Here is a 16,980-nt window from a genome sequence, read left to right on the forward strand (position 1 = left end):
ACATCTGCAGGTAGATTCCTCAGGGCGGCGGGTCGTATCCGCTTCGCGAGTGCATGCCGCGAACCAGTTCGAATCTTTGTCGTGCGCATGAGGCCGTGCAGGATGGAGGCACGACGCAGTCGTTGTTCGAGGATTTTCCAAGCATGAGTTCTGAGACGAGGCGAACTTTGCGCGAGCTCAAAAAGAAAGCTGGTTTCGTTTCATGGACTGGACATGGATTGCCTCTATGATCTGCACTGTTGATCAGGCTGCAAATTGATCTGGTGGCCTCATATGCGAGTGTCCTTCGATGAAAGCGGCACTAGCCGTGTCGACACGCAGAGGGAGTCAGATTCTAAGATGCTGGTGGTGTGTATCGGAATTCAGCCGTCTCATTGAGCGGCACGGTGACCCACGCTCAGACAATTCGGGAGTGTTGCATCAAGATGTTTTGCCGGGTTTGTCGCGTGACGCGACCACCACTGAGCTTTTTTAGACATCCACAGAAAGAGGCGTCGTCATGAGTGGAACAATGGCTGTTGAAAATGTCATTCCGCGAGCAGACATCATCAAGCACGCGGAGCGGCTTGGTGCCGAAATCAAGAACATTGCGCTGTCGGACGATTTGCCTGACGATGTCATCGTAGCGTTCAACCGGCTTCTGCTAGAGCATAAGGTCATCTTCTTCCGTGACCAGGGACATCTCGACGATGCACAGCAGCGGCGTTTTGTGCTCCGGCTCGGCTCGCTGATACCGAATCCCACAACGGCGGACACAATAAGCGGTTTAACGATCCGGCAGGAGCTGTCTGATCCCGCCTGCAGTCATCTCAACCAGATGAACGATGAGCGGGTCCGCACAGCCATTTCGGTGCTGCGGCTCGCAGCGGTCCCGCCTTTTGGCGGCGACATTGCTTGGTCGAGCAGGGCGGCCGCTTATCTTGATCTTCCTGATCCCCTGCGGATGCTCGCAGATAACCTCTGGGCTGTGAGCTTCGTCGCATCTGATCTCACTACGACAGAGAGGGCCACCGAAGCCAACAAGCGGCCTTGGTGGGGCGTATCCACTGGAACGATCTACGAAACGACACATCCAATTGTTCGTGTTCATCCCGAGACCGGCGAACGCATGCTATCGCTCGGTCGTTCCGTGAACAACTTCGTCGGCCTGCAGCGCTATCCCAGCCAAAGACTGTTTGAACGGCTGCAATCCTATCTCATTGCGCCCCGGAACACCCTGTTCTGGAACTGGAAATCAGGCGACGTCGTAATCTGGGACAATCGCGCGACTGAGCCGTACCCTGTCAGCAAATCCAGCAGCCCTCACTGGATGATGGATCAGCTTGCGATTGACGCCCGCGTACCGCACGAGAAAAGGCCAAAATCAAGGGCGGCAAAGGCTGCCTGACATTGTCGGCACCTCCCGGATCACGTCAACGCCTGGAAACCCAAGACTAAGTTGCGGCCCTGCAATGTCGAGCGGAGCGGCCGGTCTTACGCGAGGAACGGCTAACGGACGCAGCTGCCACCTGCTAGGCTTCTTCCAGGCCCAACAGCATTAATCTTCAGGCATCGTCTCTGCTCGCCGGTCAAACCGATGACGCTGCATTTTTGATGATCTGATGCATCCGTTGGTTCTCGCTGCGCGAGCAGCATCCCCTTCATCGTATCGGGATAGTCAGGCCCGGCGTAGCTCACACCCAATTCAGAGCATATTCGCCACCATCTCGCGATGCGTCGGATGGCCTTGATTCACAGCGCCCGGCGTCGGCTGAAACTATCGCGCTCGCGATGGTGCCTGCGTCTTACGTGTCCCATAAACAATCCGTCAGTCGAGCCTTTCCAGCAGCCCCTAAATTGCGCCCCTGCATGGGCACCACACCTTCCCGATCTTCGTCCAGCGGAAAGGTCCCATCCTCGAGGCGCACACCAGCTTGATCCTCCAACCGAAAGCTCTGGAGGACGGATCTGCTCTCATGCTCTTGCGCAGCAGGATAGCAAAGCCCCTCCATACCCTCGCGGACTCCCGGTTCGGGCTGCCATCGCCCGAACCGCACCGTCGACCCCAAACAGGCTCTTCGAAAACGTCGGGTTCAAGCGGCCCTCGGTAGGTTTACGCGAGGGGCTCAAACGTCATTTCGAAGATGCTCGGCCTCATAATAGGCCGCTCCGATGGAGCGCTAAGCAGGAACCCTGCTGGGGCCACATCGGCTGGAGCAGGAGATCGGAAGCGCCGGCTGTAGATTCATGAAGCAGGTGGGCCGCTCCGGCTCGATTCCGCCCAAGCGTTAGCCGAACATGGCTCGCTCAATAATTACGTCTTGTTTCGGCCAAGCCTTGCCGGCTTGCGCCCTCTGGACATCGGCTTAGGAGGCATTGCTCCTTTAGCCGGCTGTGTGAATAATTCGGACAAGTGAATACCCAAAGTCGCGGCGATGCGCTCCAGGAGATCAATAGTCGGGTTCTCTTTCTTCTGCTCAATGCGCCCCATGTATGAGCGGTCGATCCCGGCATCATAGGCCAATTGGTCTTGCGGAATGCCGCGCTCTACGCGGATCCGGCGCACATTCCAGGCCACAAGCGCACGAGCGTTCATGCGCAGAGGCAGCCATTCCGATGATTATGAAACCACTGGTTATAGACAGACTATTACGATAAGCTCGCAGCAGTAGTGGCTGTCCTCCCCAGTTGCTTCGAGGAAACAGGCAACGGTGAGATACAGACGCAGCTAGCGCGTGCCGGTCTTCTCGTTGACCATCACAAGCGTTCTCGCGGGGCAATAGCTTGCCATTTGCGGCAGAGAAGAAATAGCGCCCAGAGGTACCTGCGGCGTTTTTCCCGAGACCGCGACTATATAGGACGAATGTTCAACTGTGGGTCGAAAGGAAACGAATATTCTCCAGTTGGCCGGTTCTGGTTATTGCGTTTCACGAGTGCGACCGGGCCCGTCACCACGGACCACCACGCCTTCCGCCAGGAACAGCAAGGACAACCCAGTTACAGCGCACATCTGCAATCGCTTGCAGTACGGACTGCGATGAAAAAGAGAAAGCGCAGGATGGAGCCACCAGGTGAATGTGAGCCGATATGCGATTGCCATCTCAGCGCGAAAAGGAAGTCGGCGTGCGACCATTGGACGGGTGTCAAAACGATCTCAGATTAGTTATGTTGCTCTGATTTCGGTAGATTTTTCAGCTGGGTAGGAGTTTCAGGCAGTGCCGGCCGAGCCGAAGATCGCAGAATTGGCGCCCAGCGTCGACGAGCTCACGTCATATGACAGGGAGCACGCTGTTGCCTACATGCGACTGCTTGATGCGGACGCTGACAAGGCAGATTGGCGCGAAATCGCGCGAATTGTGCTTGGGCTTGACCCCACCGTTGAACCGGATCGTGCGCGACGCACCTTCGAAAGTCATCTGACTCGGGCCAAGTGGCTAGCGGGTCACGGCTATCGCGATCTGCTACGTAGCGGTTGGCCGAAACAATGATCAGCGCGGATGTCAGGGTCGCCGGAATACGTCTCGATCGCAAAAGTCGATCATTCCATCGATTAAGTGCGTGCAAGGCGCGCACACGGTAAGCAAGCATCCGGAAAGGGCCACAATCATCGGATGCATTTCGCCGCGTCTGAAGATTGTGCGGGAAAGGTGCGATGCCGGATACTGACTGGAGATCTGAGGAAGCGTACAGCGGCCTGAAGAAGGCGGATGCTGCCGACCTGGCCTGGGAGTGGCTGCGCCGGGATCGCGACTACCAAGAGGATTATAAGCGGCTATCTCGCCGCGAACGTTCAAGCGCAGCGGCGGGCGAGTTCCGACGCAAGTGGGGACTCTCGTTTTCCTGCTGATCCGCAAAAGACCTTCGACAAGCAAGCAGTCTTCTGGGCACCCGAGGTGTTGCCGACCGTACTGGCTGTGCGGGCGACGAGCTGCATTGCGCCCAAAACCTATCAACTCGATTTCGACAATCTGCCGGGCAGCGAGCTTCGCCGTGCGCCGGATGGTTGGCATGCGAGCGTGCCGCTCGGGGGCACGAGGCATCGCCTTTGGCTAAGAGAGCTTCCGGCGAGCGGATATGCTGTCGTCGTTGATCTGCCGGTCGACGCCGATTTCGAGCTTCGCCTAGGTGCCGCACGTCGATTTTGGCTCGCCCTTGAGCGTCGGGCGCTCGGAATGCCTCCTCTTGCTTTGCCTGCTTTGAAGCAGCGTCGGCTGATCCTTGCGCTGCGCGCAGTGGATGGATGGCACGAAGGAAATAGCTATCGCCAAATCGCGCAAGGCCTGTTTGGAAACCATCGTATTGCCGAGCGCGCCTGGAAAACAGGCGATTTGCGCAGCCGAACCATTCGACTTGTTAAGCTGGGGCGGCGCCTCATGCGCCTTCGCTGGCGAGCATTGCTTAGCAAACGCAGGGGCAGGGATGACAAGTAAAGGGGTGCGGCGCAAATAAAAAGACCCACCTTCCGTTCCGTCAGCCAATTCTTCTGCTGCCATGGCACGATGTCGGCCAGGATAAAGTCTTTGCGCTCCGATCCCTCATTGTTGGCGTCTTGATTGCTGCACCAGAGCGGCGCCATCTCCTTAAGGTTTGAAGACTGTGCTCGAATAGTTTTCTTGAGTTGAGCGTTCTCGACCTGAGCATTGATCTCCCGCTGTACCGGATCGAGGGGGCGCCGCTAGACGTCAGGCAGCCTGCCCAAGTGCGACCCTTTTGCAAAGACGAGCCAGCCATCGGCAAAAAGAACGCGCGATCTCGGGGTGCGCGCTGCGGTCTACGGCATAGGCGCGATATTGCATGCCACTTGGAGTGCGGGTGCCGGGGATGATTTGCAAAGCGCCCCCTCGCACGAGATCACTGACGATGATTTCCGGCGCGACAAGAAGGCATTTTCCTGTCATGACGGCCGGCAAAGCAAGATAGTTGTGATCATACCGCGCGCCCGCTCGTATGTCACTTGAAGACAGGTTCATGGCCCTCAGCCATGTCGGCAGGATGTCGGGACGTGATGTGATGTTCAGTATAGGGGTTGCGCGAACAATCGAGAGCTCTTTGCCCCCGACGAGAGTTGGCGGCCCGACGCACACCAGCTCCTCTTTGTAGATCTCCCAACTGTCGGCGGGTTCGACGACGGAAAGATCCCGTGTAATCAAAATATCGAAATCATCCGAAGATGTCGGCGGCGCCAGCGAGCTGACGATGTCCACGATAACGCCACCCGCTTCAGAAGAGAAAGCCTGCAGATTTGGGATAAGAAGAGAGAAAGCAAAGGTTGATAGCGACGTGCGGACCACAATCCGATTCGTTCCTGCGCCTGCACGGCGTCGCATTCTCTTCGCGGTGAAGCTCACGGTTTCGAGCGGTTCAGACACTGCGTTTGCGAATAGCCTCCCGAACTCGGTCAAATCGCTGCGCCGTCCACGCCGCTCGATGAGATCAGCACCCAGATAATCCCGCAGTACAGACAAATAGCGGCTGACCGAACTTTGCGTTGTTCCCAAAGTGGTGGCCGCGCGCGTGACGCTGCCTTCCCTGGCAACGGTCACAAACGCGCGGATGGCATTTAAAGGAACTTCATCGTCTTGAGTCGCCATTGTCTGCTCCGGCGCCAGAATGAACATCCATCACATTATTCGATGCCCATAGCCGGATAGCCGCGTATCATGGGTCGGCCACGCACGAAATCCTCGTGGGAGCGTGATACCTGCGCCAGTACCGCACAAGATCTGCGTCTCAACTGGCGTTTGTCAGGGGCTAAGTCCTTTTGCCGCGCGCCGGCTTCGGCTTGCGACCTTTAGGTAAGGTTGCAGGTGGCGGCGCGCCCTTGGATGGCCGAACAAATAGCTCGGAGACAGCTACGCCGAGCGTCTCGGCAAGGCGATCGAGAAGGTCGATTGTCGGGTTCGCTTGTTGGCGCTCAAGTCCGCTCATGTAGGAGCGATCAACTCCTGCATCGTAAGCCAATTGCTCTTGCGGAATACCGCGCTGGACGCGGATCCGGCGCACATTGTAAGCCACAAGCGCACGAGCTCTCATGCGCGAAAGCAGCCATTTCGATGGTCATCAAACCACTGGCTATAACCTACCTAAAAACATCACCGGATTGGAAGGTTTTAGATCGAATTATTCGATGCGTGCCACCGCATCGTCTTTCCCGGACGCGACTGGGGCGGCCCGTACAAGCGCCGGTATGTCGACCGTCTTTCAATTCGCGGCGGCGCAGGTTTTCCGGGCGCTGGCCGAAGCTCACCCGAACTGCTGCCTGGGCAGCGGTTCGATTCCGCTGCCCAACTCGCACGAACCGCCTCGAGGCAAGCAAAGATGCTGACCGAGCGAGGCGATGCTCCTCCATTGATCGAAATGGAGTTGCAGCTCCGATGAAATGAGCCGGCGCAAACTATCGCGATCGCAGCGACAGCCGTTCAGCCAAGGTTATAGTGGTCTTTATCCCTGGATCAGCGCAGACAGCGCGTTTCAGGGACCCTAATCTCGTTCATTCTCTGGACTCAGAGAATTTCGTCTACCGGTACAACATCTTTGTGGACGTTCCGCACGCCGCCATCAGCCATGATAAGGAATTTTAGGCTCTCTCGTATGGGGCGACAATCAGGATGAGAGCGAAGTCTCACCTTGATCGCCGCCGCCCACTCTCGTCCGCTCAAGAGGCACGACGGCGAACTCTCTTAGCTGAGGCTCAAGGAACGCGCGCCGGTCGGGTTATCAAGTATAACGACCAGTTCAAATCAAACGCGGTACGGCAAGTCGCAACCTACTTTGGCAGCAGCCATTGACTGCACAAGAGTGGCGTCCAGAGGGCAAAGTCTCGCAGTGTCGACTTGGAACGCGCAGGCGATACCGCGAGGGCAAGCGGCGAGACGTCGCGAATTGGATCCGCCACTATCAAGTCGAACAGATGGCCACGCGTATCGTTACCCATGATGTATGAGCCCGAACGAATTGGGATTCGGCGCGCGCTTGAGACTAGCTGAGAGGTTTCGGCTTGGGCGTTGTCCGGACCATTCGAACGCCGCGGGCCGGCATACCCCAAGGTCACTCAGCTGAGAGACTTCGATGTTGCCGAGCGGTGCCAAGAGCGACGAGGGTGTCAGGAAAGAGTTGTTGCAAAACACGGAGAGCAGCGCAGACGCGACTGGCGCCATGGAAAGAATCCGATGCTGCTCCTGCCAGCCGCCATACTAGCGAAACTAGCGGGTGGCTCGGCGATCGGGCAGTGAAACCCTGAAAGCGCTGTTCCTGGCAGATGCCGCAAGCCTCTGTGGTCAGCCAAAGCTGGCCACCTTTGCTCCCGTGAGGGTCAAGCCGCTCGCGGTGCTATCAAGTAGTATGGTTGAGAGGTACCGCAGGGCACCTACCTGGTGGGCAAGCCTTCAAAGACGACGCTGTCCCTACCGTGCCAGCGACGTCAAAGGTTAACGGCGACGTGACTCGGCGCTCAGGCCCTGCAAAGCGCTGTCCCTGCCACGCGCCGCTAACTGTGCCAGCCTTGCCCGATTCGGTATCAAGCCTGACACGTTGCCCCGTTCAGGGTGCTGCAAAGTTGTAGGCTTAGTACGACTGCCAATCACCTACCTGAATTGGTTGGATCGTCCGCTACTTTCTACGCTGGTCCGCTACCTCGCGGAGAAATTGGAGGTGCCCAGCATACTAAACCGCTCCGCTGCATGAAAAAGGCTTACACGCGGCCGCTCATGACAGAGCCCGAGAATGTTGGCGGTGTAAGACGGGAGGCATGGAAGCGATCGCTTGAAAGACCACACGCGCCGCTAAATTAACGTCGTCAATCTCCCCCGGCACAAGCGAACCGGGTGTCCGTGCCTGAAAAAGCATGACAGTGCGGCTACCAGGGTCGTTTCTCCGACAGCGGAAGCAGCGCGGGCGCGACTCGGCGCCGGTCGATTGGGACTGGATCGGCGCTATCCCTGCCGCGCCTGCGCTGCAGATTGAGGTTAGCAGGAACGTGACTCGGCGCTGTCCCATTCTGGTAAGGCGCTGTCCCTACCACGCCTCGCTAACCCTAACGGCTCTGTACTCAGGCTAGCTTTCCAAAAGCTGACGAACCTGTGCGGCAATTCACAAACAAGCGGCAGCTGTTGTGGCCGTGCGGACCCTGCTCACTGACGGCCGCTGACCGCCCATCAGCGCGCGCAGCCAAAAATGAAACCGATCGCTCCCAAGCCTGGCACAAAGTATTTTCTCTATCGACATAGGCGGGGGCAAGTACAGACTTCAGCGAGCCCGATCATCGCGACCAGAAAAATCGGTCTTAGAGCATGCGTGTGCGCACAGCATGATAATGCATTGGTAGGTTGTTCAGTTGAAGCACCGGCCTCAGAGAGTGCGTGGTGCGCGCCAAATTCGTATTCACTTGGCCTCAATATTCGTGAAGGCCGCATCAGGCTGCGCAACGTGCTGTCGACCGTGCCGGACCAGTGTTGTGGGCGGGCAGCTTTGCCGTATACCCTGGCCATATCGCGTGTCCAATCGATGAGGTGGTCGGCCGGCGAGTTGTTCAAATGACGAATACACATTCGTTGACCGCATCGCCACAGCGGCAGGAAGTCGCAGTGGATTACGGTCTCCAAATAACGGCTGAGGAGCGGGTTCATCAGGCGCGAATAAGCTCAGGATCGTCAACCGGCCATCGATGAGTCGAGGCGATCTCACATGGCTCCGGGCCCGCGCCGCCAGAGCCTACGCCGTTTTCCGAGGTGCAGCCAACGCCATCGACTCCGATCGGTTCGATGCGCCAGCATCGGGTCTGCGAACTAACGCGCGCCACCGCGTAACTATCGCATAAGAGTGCTGTCAATTGTCACTACCAGATCTGGGTGTTTGGGGAAGCAGTACTTGCATCGTAAGGTTACGGAAAGGTCGGATGCACATATGCGTGTTCCCATCAAGCTTCGACGCGCAATGCCATGACAAACATGAACCTCAGTTCCCAATCCTTTGCCGACGCATGCGCGCGACAGCGGACCGTCACCGACCAAAACTCACCAAATTTAGAGCACTGGTCCCGAGACGTTCAGGTTTCCAGATAAGACGTGTCATGAAGCCAATAGCGCGGGTCGCAGCAGCAATAAAGCGCGCTCGGGCACTCTCCGATCTCGACCGGTGCTGCGCAATCTGGTGGCTCTATCGCCTCCATTTCGGCATCAACCGCGACGTGATGTTGGGCCTTGCCGCGGTCACGATCTCCCAGGAGAGATCCCGCTGCGGCATTTAGGCCTCGTGACATCGGCCATTTTTCATGCGAGCGCTGGCACTGCCCAACCAAACCTGCCACCAAGTTGCGCGTTGGCTGGCAGACAAAAATCTCAGCCTCACGCCAAACGTCTCAAGTCTCCCCCAGCCACTAAGGTCGCAATCACATGTAGTACCGGCGGTCTGCCCGGGGGAACACACAATGGCGCCTGGAAATACGGTGAGCAGACCGCAGAAGCCGAACTAAGCATCAGCAGGCTGAGAATTGTGGGCTGGATGATGCTGCTCATGCACTCCAGCATCGTTGAATTGACGGGCCCTGAGCGGAGAGCGCCAAAATCCGACCGCTTGATTTGTAAAGTCTGCCGATCGGGAGCAAGGACGCGACGCTCGCATTTCACCAGATGATCTCAAGCGGAAAGGAATATGCCGCGCCCGAGACCGCAAAGGCCGTATAAAGTGGTCGAGTAGCTCATCAAGCAAGTCTGGCGAGCGCATTGCGATGGATTAATCCTGCCGCAGAGGCCCGTGGGCAGGCTGCGTCTCTGTCGATCGAAGTCTCCGTGAGCCATTCGTCCCTGCGGACGGCCAACAGTTCAACCGTCCGCCGCTCGGGAAATATGCCCTCGGCCCCTATCCACAGCGGTTTGTGCTCGCCCCCGGGGCGCTACGCGATGATACGACGCCTCGGTTTCCAGCTCGCGTTATCCAAAGTCATAAATCAATCTCCGTTGACTAACGGCCAAATAGGCGGAGCTATTCGGATTTAGGTGACGAGGTGATCGGGCGCTTTGCCGGTGCCAGCACTTGGATGACCTCAAGGCGGTGCTTGGGACTGCTGCTGCGAACTTCGATAACTCGTTGTAATGTTGAGGCGCCGCCGGGGCCCTGTTGCGGCGATCACCGGCTTGAACACCATCGGTCTGGCGGTGGTTACGGTAAGAAGCCTTTCGTCCGTACAAGCTGTATCGCCGGGGTGGCCAACACGCTCTCGATGGGTTGGTGGTGCCGGCTCAAGGGCCGGGAAATCGGACAACTACGCTCATCACAAGCCGTAACGAGCCTGTGGGCGCGTTGATTGCGAGGGCCATGCAGACGATGGCAGGTCCACTACAGGAGTTGGTAGGTGCCAAAGTGGACGCGCCGTCCTAGCGTCCTCCTGTTCCTCTGCCGATCACCGAGCCAGAAGCGAACACCGGAAAGCTCATACGGACAAAACCTTACGACGTGCGGAATCAGGGTGGCTGCGCATGCACACCTCGATGACGAGCTCCGGCGTTCCGATTCGGGCGCCGAAGAAGGCGACGAATGGCGGGGCGCGTGACTACGGAAAATGAATCAGCCAAGAAGCAGTCTATGGAACGTCAACCGGTTGACGCGATCACGGCGATCAATCGGCTTGCAGGTTCGGATCCGGAGAGAGTTGCGCTGAGGCGCGGCGCAGACGAACTCACATATGAGGCGCTACGATCAAGATCGGATGCCCTTGCAAGGACCTTACGAGAGCAGGGTGCTCGCGGCGCGGTTGTCGGCTATTGGGGAGGGCGGAACCTCGACTGGGCGACGGCGGTCATCGCAATTTTGAAAGCTGGATCAACTTACCTACCGCTCGATCCATCGCTGCCGGCTTCCCGTACATCATTCATGATCGAGCAGAGCCGCTGCGCTTTGTTGATGGGCCGAGACCGGCCGGAATCGCTCAGCCTATTCCAGGAGAGCAGCAAAGCAGCTCCTCAATTCGTAGCTATAGAGGCGGCACTGCGCCGGGTGCAGACCTCGTCTGTTGTGCCATCGCCGAACGTGGATGGACTTGCCTATATTCTGTTTACGTCTGGTTCGACGGGCCAGCCTAAGGGCGCAATGATCGAGCGCGCCGGCCTAAACAATCATTTGGCGGCAAAGATCGATGCTCTAAGTCTCACTCGGACGGATTGCGTCGCGCAAACGGCATCGCACTGCTTTGATATCTCGCTTTGGCAGCTTCTCTCTGGGCTTTGCGTCGGAGCCTCTACATCAATCATCGATGATGCGACACTGAGATCGCCGTCATCGCTCCTTCAAGCAATTCAACGATGCGGCGCTACGGTCGTCCAATTCGTTCCGTCGATGTTGGCAGTGTTTGTTGAATATCTGCAATCGCTTGCCGCGGCAGAGCGAGCCATGGACGGCTTGCGGATTATTTCTACGGTCGGAGAACCTCTAACGCCCGGATTGGCGCGTGCGTGGCTCGCCTTGTATCCCCGCGTTTCCATTCTCAATCATTACGGGCCGACCGAGTGCGCCGACGGCGTGACGCATCATCTGGTTTCTGTGCCGCCTGCGCTGGCTGAGCCTTATGTGTCGATCGGCAGGCCAATTCAAAACGTTGAGGTTTATGTCGCGGACGGACCACGGCTCTGCAATGTAGGAGAAGTCGGCGAAATCTGTGTTAGCGGCGTCGGTGTCGCTGCCGGTTACGTCAATGACCATGTCCGCACCAAGGATGCGTTTGGGCCAAACCCGTTCTCAAACGACCTGTCCTTCCAGCGGTTATATCGGACCGGTGATCTTGGGCGCCTCCGTTCCGACGGCCTTTTGGAATGTCTAGGTCGACGGGATCGTCAGGTCAAAATTCGCGGGCACAGAATTGAGCTGGGAGAAATCGAAGCTCGTTTGTCCGCTCATCCCTTGGTGCATGGCGCCGTCGCAGTCGCCTCTGCCTGCGCAGGTGTAAAGCTTACGGCGCGAGATATAGCTGGGTCGGAGGCCCAAGCCGAATCGCGGCGGCTGGTAGCGTATGTGTCGGCTCCAGCTGAACTGGCGGAAAGCGACCTTCAGAATTTTCTTGCTGAGGCACTCCCCAGCTACATGCTTCCGGAAAGAATCATCCGCGTCAGCAGTATTCCACTGACCAGGAACGGAAAGGTCGACTTTGCAGCATTGCCTGACCCGGGGAGTGTTCGGCCGTTATTATCAACGCCCTTCGAGGAGCCGCAATCAGACCTCGAGGTCCGGCTACGTCAAATCTGGTCCAGCATTTTGCGTATCGAGAACATAGGTGTGAATGACCAATTCATAAGCCTTGGCGGAGACTCGCTCCGCGCAATGCTTATATTGGGACAGTTGCAGACCTTGCTCGGAGTGAGAGCGGATTTCAGACTGGTCCTGAATGGCACAATTCGATCCCTTGCCGCTTCGATCGAGGCTCGCACTGAGTTCAATCCATGCACGGCTTTGACCTGCCGAAAGCTAAACCGATCACCTCTGACGCACCTCCAGGAGCACCTTTGGTTTCTGGCACAGCTCGATCCATCTGCGCGGAACTACATCATTCAAGGCGGGCTGCGGATTAAGGGAAACATCGATTTAGCTCGGTTCAATCGCGCCTGGACCGAGGTCATTCATGCCCACCAGGCATTTTCGGCGCGCTTTATCGACGAAGACGGTCCGGTTCAATGCTTTGATGCTTCGCCATGCACCAATCTTGAATTGATCGATGCATCTCATCTCACCTCCTCCGAGGCTGAGGAGCTCATCGCACAGTTTCGGCGAACGGAGCTGAAAGAAAATTTCGATCTCGCACAGGGCCACTTGTTTCGCGCGCGCATGGTCCAGTGTGGTCCCGACAATCATCTCATATTGATCACCGCTCACGAAATCATCCTCGATGCCTGGTCGATTTCTGTTCTGCTCAGAGATCTTCAGCAGAGATATTTAGATCCCGTGGCGCCTTGGCCAGAAAACCGTGCATCACTCTCGGGCTACGCGGCGTGGGAAAAACAACACGTTTCTCCAGAGGCGCTGGAGAACCAACGTCACTATTGGCGTCGTCAGATTGGTGATGATCCGCCGGTGCTTTCGCTTGGAACGGGACGAGCGCGCCCGCAGACTAATTCATACCGCGGCGCCTCGCATCCAGTGCTGCTTGGCAGCGAGTTATCCAGTCGGGTAAGAGAATTCGCGCGCCGAAATGGCTGCACCACGTCGACAACACTGCTGGCGTGCTTCCAGCTGCTGCTACGAATGTATAGCGGTCAGGACGATATTGTCGTCGGCATGCCACACGCTGTACGGGATCAACCTGGCAGTGCCGACATCATCGGCTTTTTCCTGAATATGCTGCCGATCCGTGCCGCGATCGATGCCGGTCAATCCTTTGCTGCTCATGCCACGCGCATCCAGGGCCTGGTCAGCGATGCCATCGCAAATTCGGCCTATCCATTCGGATGGGTGGTCAGGGATACAAGGTTATGTCGCGAACCTGGGCGATCACCGATCTTCCAGGTCATGTTCAACATGTACTCCGAAGCCGCCGAGCCACTTGGTCAAGACGAGTTGGCTCTGACATTCCGCGAGTACGACACAGGCTATGTTAAATTCGACTTAACACTGTACGCGCAAGATCAGGGCGATGAAATTGCGCTCCAGCTGGCGTATGCGGAAGACATATTCTCGACTGATCTGGCTGTTCGCATGGCCAACAATCTGCGCTGTCTGATTGCCGCCTGCGTTGATAAACCGCTTGTGCCCATTGAGGAACTAAGCTGCCTCAGCGCCTCAGACCTCACTATACTGGATTCGCTGGATGGGTCGACCCAACGATATGAATCTGAATGTCCGCTTGTTGAAGCCTTCGAGCAGATCAGCGTCTCTAATCACGGCAAAGTAGCATATTTTGGCGAGTTCGGGGAGGTCACGTTTGGCCAGCTGCGTGAGCGCGTAGTAGCTATCCGCTCGTTACTGCGGGATATGCAGGTGGGGGCCGGCGATCTGGTCGCCATGCTTGTTGACCGATCGCCGGACGTTGCCGCTGTCATGCTTGCGGCGCGAGGCTTGGATGCTGTTGTTGTGCCGATAGCTCCGGAATATCCGCGTGATCGGATCCAACATATCCTGCGAGATAGTGAGCCAAAGCTCTTGGTTCACGCGAATATCACGAAGCCTGGCTTTGAGATACCGTCGATTTGTCTGTTGACCTTAGAAACGTGCAGTGTGTCGAGGGATGATTTCGCGCCTAGCGACACACCGTCGGATCACCGAATTGCGAACCTCATATACACGTCCTCCTCAACGGGCCGCGCGAAGGGAGTTCTTATACCAGAAGCGGCCATTCTCAACCGGCTGAACTGGATGTGGCGGTGTTTTCCCTTCGATGGTACCGACGTCATGGTTATCCAGAAGTCCGCCTGTCTTGTTGCGTCCGCTTGGGAGTATTTTGGTGGGCTTCTGAGAGGTGTGCCCACGCTGATCCTCACCCAAGGGCAGGTGCTAGATCCGGATCTGTTGTTGTGCAGTTTGGCAAAACATCGCGTGACACGCTTTTTTGCCTCTCCGCCAGTCCTGTCCGGTCTCATTGGGTCCCAGGAACGGCAACCGCAAAGGACCGCCTTGAGATTGGTCACGAGCAGTGCCGAACCGATGCCTTCCTCGCTGCCCGCTCGCTGGCGTGAGGCTTTTCCGGGCGTGCCGTTGTGGAACTTCTATGGTGCGACGGAATGTGCGTCCAATGCAGCCGTGCACGAAACATCGGATGCCGATGACAACTCGGCGCTCATCCCAGTGGGGCGGCCAATCGACAACGTCAAACTCTACGTGCTCGATTCACGATTGAGGAGAGTGCCTGTGGGAGCCGCCGGCGAACTGTGCATCGCGGGCCGCTGCCTGAGCGCTGGGTACTGGCGGGATCAAGATCGGACTGATCGCTGTTTCGTGCCGAATCCGTATGATGGCGGACAATACAACGTGCTTTATCGAAGTGGGGACATCGCACGCATCTCAACCAGCGGCCTTCTTGAGATTTGCGGCCGATCGGACAACCAGATCAAGGTGAGGGGCTTCCGCATCGAGCCGGAGGAGGTCGAAGTTGCCCTTGAGTCTCATCCGGCAATCGCAAAGGCGGCGGTCTTCGCAGAAGGCATCGATGACGATCGCCGCTTGACGGCGAGCGTGGTGCCCGCTCGCAAGAATCTCAGCGCTGGAGAGATTCTCGCCCATCTGCGCAACAGGCTGCCATCTGCCATGGTTCCCGCAGCCTTCAGGTTGGTTGACAGTATTCCCCTGACGACGAGCGGAAAGATAGACCGTGCTCGCCTATCCTCCGTTCCTTACCGCGAGGTAGGAACCAGTCCATCTGCCGAGCCCCGCACCAGGAACGAACGAGTTCTTGCTCAGATCTGGGAGGATCTATTAGGCGCCAAGGGGGTAGGAATCGACAGCAGTTTCTTTGATATCGGCGGCGATTCTCTTCTGAGCGTGCGTTGCGTCACGCTGGCGTGCAAAGCCGGGCTGAATCTCACCGTCAACCAACTTTATCGAACACCAACCATCAGGGAGTTGGCGGCCGGGGAAGCGGAGGCGGCACCCCACAACGTCGCTTCCGCGGACGGCTTGCTGCCTGTGCCCCCCATAATATCGTTTTGGAATTCTCTTCTCGGTTTTGACGAGCATTTTAACATCGGCGATCTGTTCTTCTTGCGCGGCGGCATCCTGAACATCAAGATCCTGGACCGCGCTCTCGCCCATGTCATCGAGAGGCACGAAGGGCTCAGGCTGCGCGTTGCCCGAACCCAAGATGGACTACGGCTGGGGATTGGGCCTTGTCCGACTGAGCGCATCGTGGAGGAGATCGATCTCGTCCGGATGACCGGCCCAGACCAGCGCAGGACAATCGAGACCGTCTCGGCAAAACGTCAACACATGTTCCGGTTTGACGGTCACACGCCTCTTGTTCACGTCGCAGCCTTCCGAACTTCGGAAAGCGGCGACTACTATCTGCTGGTGCTGATGCATCATTTCGTAGCAGATGGGATGGGCTATCGGCTATTCCTGGAAGCATTGGAGGGCGCTTACAACGCCCTTGCTGCAGGCCATGATGTGAATGGTCCCGAGACCGTACAAAGGCTCTCTCCCTGGTTGAAGCGCCTCGAGCACTACGCGAACAGCGAAGCACCAGACGAACTCAAGTACTGGGAGGGCATTGACTACGATCAATTCAACTTCCGTGTCAGCGATGCGTCATCGGGCGGCACGAGTGTTGCCGAAGGAAGCGCGAGAGAGCTTCACGATGCAAGGCTCGGAGGTCGTCGGGAGGATGCGAACGGCCGTTCGCTTCGGGTAGATCAGGCCAAGTACCATCTTGAGATCGACGGGGAAGCGACAGCGGGTCTCCTCAGTATTGGAGCCGGATCAGCGCATTGTCAGGACTTTGATGTGTTTCTTGCTGCCCTGTCCGGTGCGTGTGGCGCGCTGTTCGGCAACTACTCGCTCTGGATTGATAGCCTGACCTCGACACGAGGTCGGCTGTTTGACGACTTCGATTCATCTCAGATCATTGGCCTTATCAGCGAGCTCGTTCCGCTTCCATTGAATGTCACAGGAAGGGAGTCGCGTTCCGACCGTGCTCGTTCAATAAACCGCCAGCGCAATGCGCTGCCGCGTGGGGGAATAGGCTTTCGGGCCCTGAAATTCCTGAACCGAGATCCAGCCGTGCGGTCTCGGCTCGATCGCCTGCCGCTGCCCAGAATTGGGGTGAATTATCGCGCCGGTTTGCAGCGCCATTTCCCACGCCGTTTTCTAGACACAGACCCTTATCCACTTTGGATCGGCGAAAACATGCATCAAGTGGCGGCGATCCACGTCTTCTGGTTCGATGTCGGATATCAATCGGGACATCTACAGATTGACATCACGTATGATCCGAGCATGGTCGATTATGAGGTGACCCGCCATCTTTGCGCGGTCTTGCAACAGGAGCTGTTGCAGACGATCAATGAATTCGTAGCGCTGAGGGCGGTGTGAATC

9 protein-coding genes are annotated in these 16,980 nt (G+C 57.4%); 6 read left to right on the top strand and 3 right to left on the bottom strand.

The window, feature by feature from the left end; all coding sequences use genetic code 11:
• The first annotated feature begins 511 nt into the window (after window positions 1-511).
• Window positions 512-1,387, top strand: a complete 876-nt coding sequence (locus MTX21_RS33825) for a TauD/TfdA family dioxygenase (protein WP_280968867.1) — start codon at window positions 512-514, stop codon at window positions 1,385-1,387.
• Between the two features lie 906 nt (window positions 1,388-2,293).
• Here MTX21_RS33825 and MTX21_RS33830 read toward each other — a convergent pair.
• Complete coding sequence (locus tag MTX21_RS33830; RefSeq protein WP_265440779.1) at window positions 2,294-2,575, bottom strand: helix-turn-helix transcriptional regulator; 282 nt, start codon at window positions 2,573-2,575, stop codon at window positions 2,294-2,296.
• Window positions 2,576-3,194: 619 nt separating this feature from the next.
• Between MTX21_RS33830 and MTX21_RS33835 the strand changes: the two genes are divergently transcribed.
• From MTX21_RS33835 to MTX21_RS33845, 3 genes are all read left to right on the top strand, one after another.
• Window positions 3,195-3,467, top strand: coding sequence for a DUF2285 domain-containing protein (locus tag MTX21_RS33835; RefSeq protein WP_279372434.1), 273 nt, complete (start codon window positions 3,195-3,197; stop codon window positions 3,465-3,467).
• A gap of 164 nt (window positions 3,468-3,631) precedes the next feature.
• Window positions 3,632-3,826 carry a DUF6499 domain-containing protein gene (locus MTX21_RS33840; RefSeq protein WP_027576978.1) on the top strand — a complete coding sequence of 65 codons (195 nt, stop codon included), beginning with the start codon at window positions 3,632-3,634 and terminating at the stop codon, window positions 3,824-3,826.
• A 46-nt stretch (window positions 3,827-3,872) separates the two neighbouring features.
• A complete protein-coding gene (locus tag MTX21_RS33845) occupies window positions 3,873-4,409 on the top strand; it encodes a DUF2285 domain-containing protein (protein WP_280968868.1) in 537 nt (178 codons plus the stop codon).
• A gap of 252 nt (window positions 4,410-4,661) precedes the next feature.
• On the opposite strand, the gene MTX21_RS33850 is transcribed toward MTX21_RS33845, so the two are convergent.
• Entirely contained in the window at window positions 4,662-5,570 is a 909-nt protein-coding gene (locus MTX21_RS33850; protein ID WP_280968869.1) for a LysR family transcriptional regulator, read from the bottom strand.
• Between the two features lie 160 nt (window positions 5,571-5,730).
• Complete coding sequence (locus MTX21_RS33855; RefSeq protein WP_128931963.1) at window positions 5,731-6,012, bottom strand: helix-turn-helix transcriptional regulator; 282 nt, start codon at window positions 6,010-6,012, stop codon at window positions 5,731-5,733.
• Between MTX21_RS33855 and MTX21_RS33860 the strand changes: the two genes are divergently transcribed.
• Both MTX21_RS33860 and MTX21_RS33865 read left to right on the top strand, forming a co-directional pair.
• Window positions 6,011-6,304 carry a hypothetical protein gene (locus MTX21_RS33860; protein ID WP_280968870.1) on the top strand — a complete coding sequence of 98 codons (294 nt, stop codon included), beginning with the start codon at window positions 6,011-6,013 and terminating at the stop codon, window positions 6,302-6,304. The genes MTX21_RS33855 and MTX21_RS33860 overlap by 2 nt on opposite strands.
• A 4,205-nt stretch (window positions 6,305-10,509) precedes the next feature.
• Window positions 10,510-16,977: a non-ribosomal peptide synthetase gene (locus MTX21_RS33865; protein ID WP_280968871.1), complete on the top strand. Its 6,468-nt coding sequence runs from the start codon at window positions 10,510-10,512 to the stop codon at window positions 16,975-16,977.
• Window positions 16,978-16,980: the final 3 nt, after the last annotated feature.

Origin of the sequence: Bradyrhizobium sp. ISRA430 (assembly GCF_029909975.1) — a bacterium.
In the GTDB taxonomy this organism is placed as follows: Bacteria; Pseudomonadota; Alphaproteobacteria; order Rhizobiales; family Xanthobacteraceae; genus Bradyrhizobium.

Excerpts from the sequence above, each read along its gene's own strand:
- MTX21_RS33825 (WP_280968867.1), top strand. The coding sequence starts at position 512 with ATGGCTGTTGAAAATGTCATTCCGCGAGCAGACATCATCAAGCACGCG.
- MTX21_RS33830 (WP_265440779.1), bottom strand. The coding sequence starts at position 2,575 with ATGAACGCTCGTGCGCTTGTGGCCTGGAATGTGCGCCGGATCCGCGTA.
- MTX21_RS33840 (WP_027576978.1), top strand. The coding sequence starts at position 3,632 with ATGCCGGATACTGACTGGAGATCTGAGGAAGCGTACAGCGGCCTGAAG.
- MTX21_RS33850 (WP_280968869.1), bottom strand. The coding sequence starts at position 5,570 with ATGGCGACTCAAGACGATGAAGTTCCTTTAAATGCCATCCGCGCGTTT.
- MTX21_RS33860 (WP_280968870.1), top strand. The coding sequence starts at position 6,011 with ATGCGCGAAAGCAGCCATTTCGATGGTCATCAAACCACTGGCTATAAC.
- MTX21_RS33855 (WP_128931963.1), bottom strand. The coding sequence starts at position 6,012 with ATGAGAGCTCGTGCGCTTGTGGCTTACAATGTGCGCCGGATCCGCGTC.
- MTX21_RS33865 (WP_280968871.1), top strand. The coding sequence starts at position 10,510 with ATGGCGGGGCGCGTGACTACGGAAAATGAATCAGCCAAGAAGCAGTCT.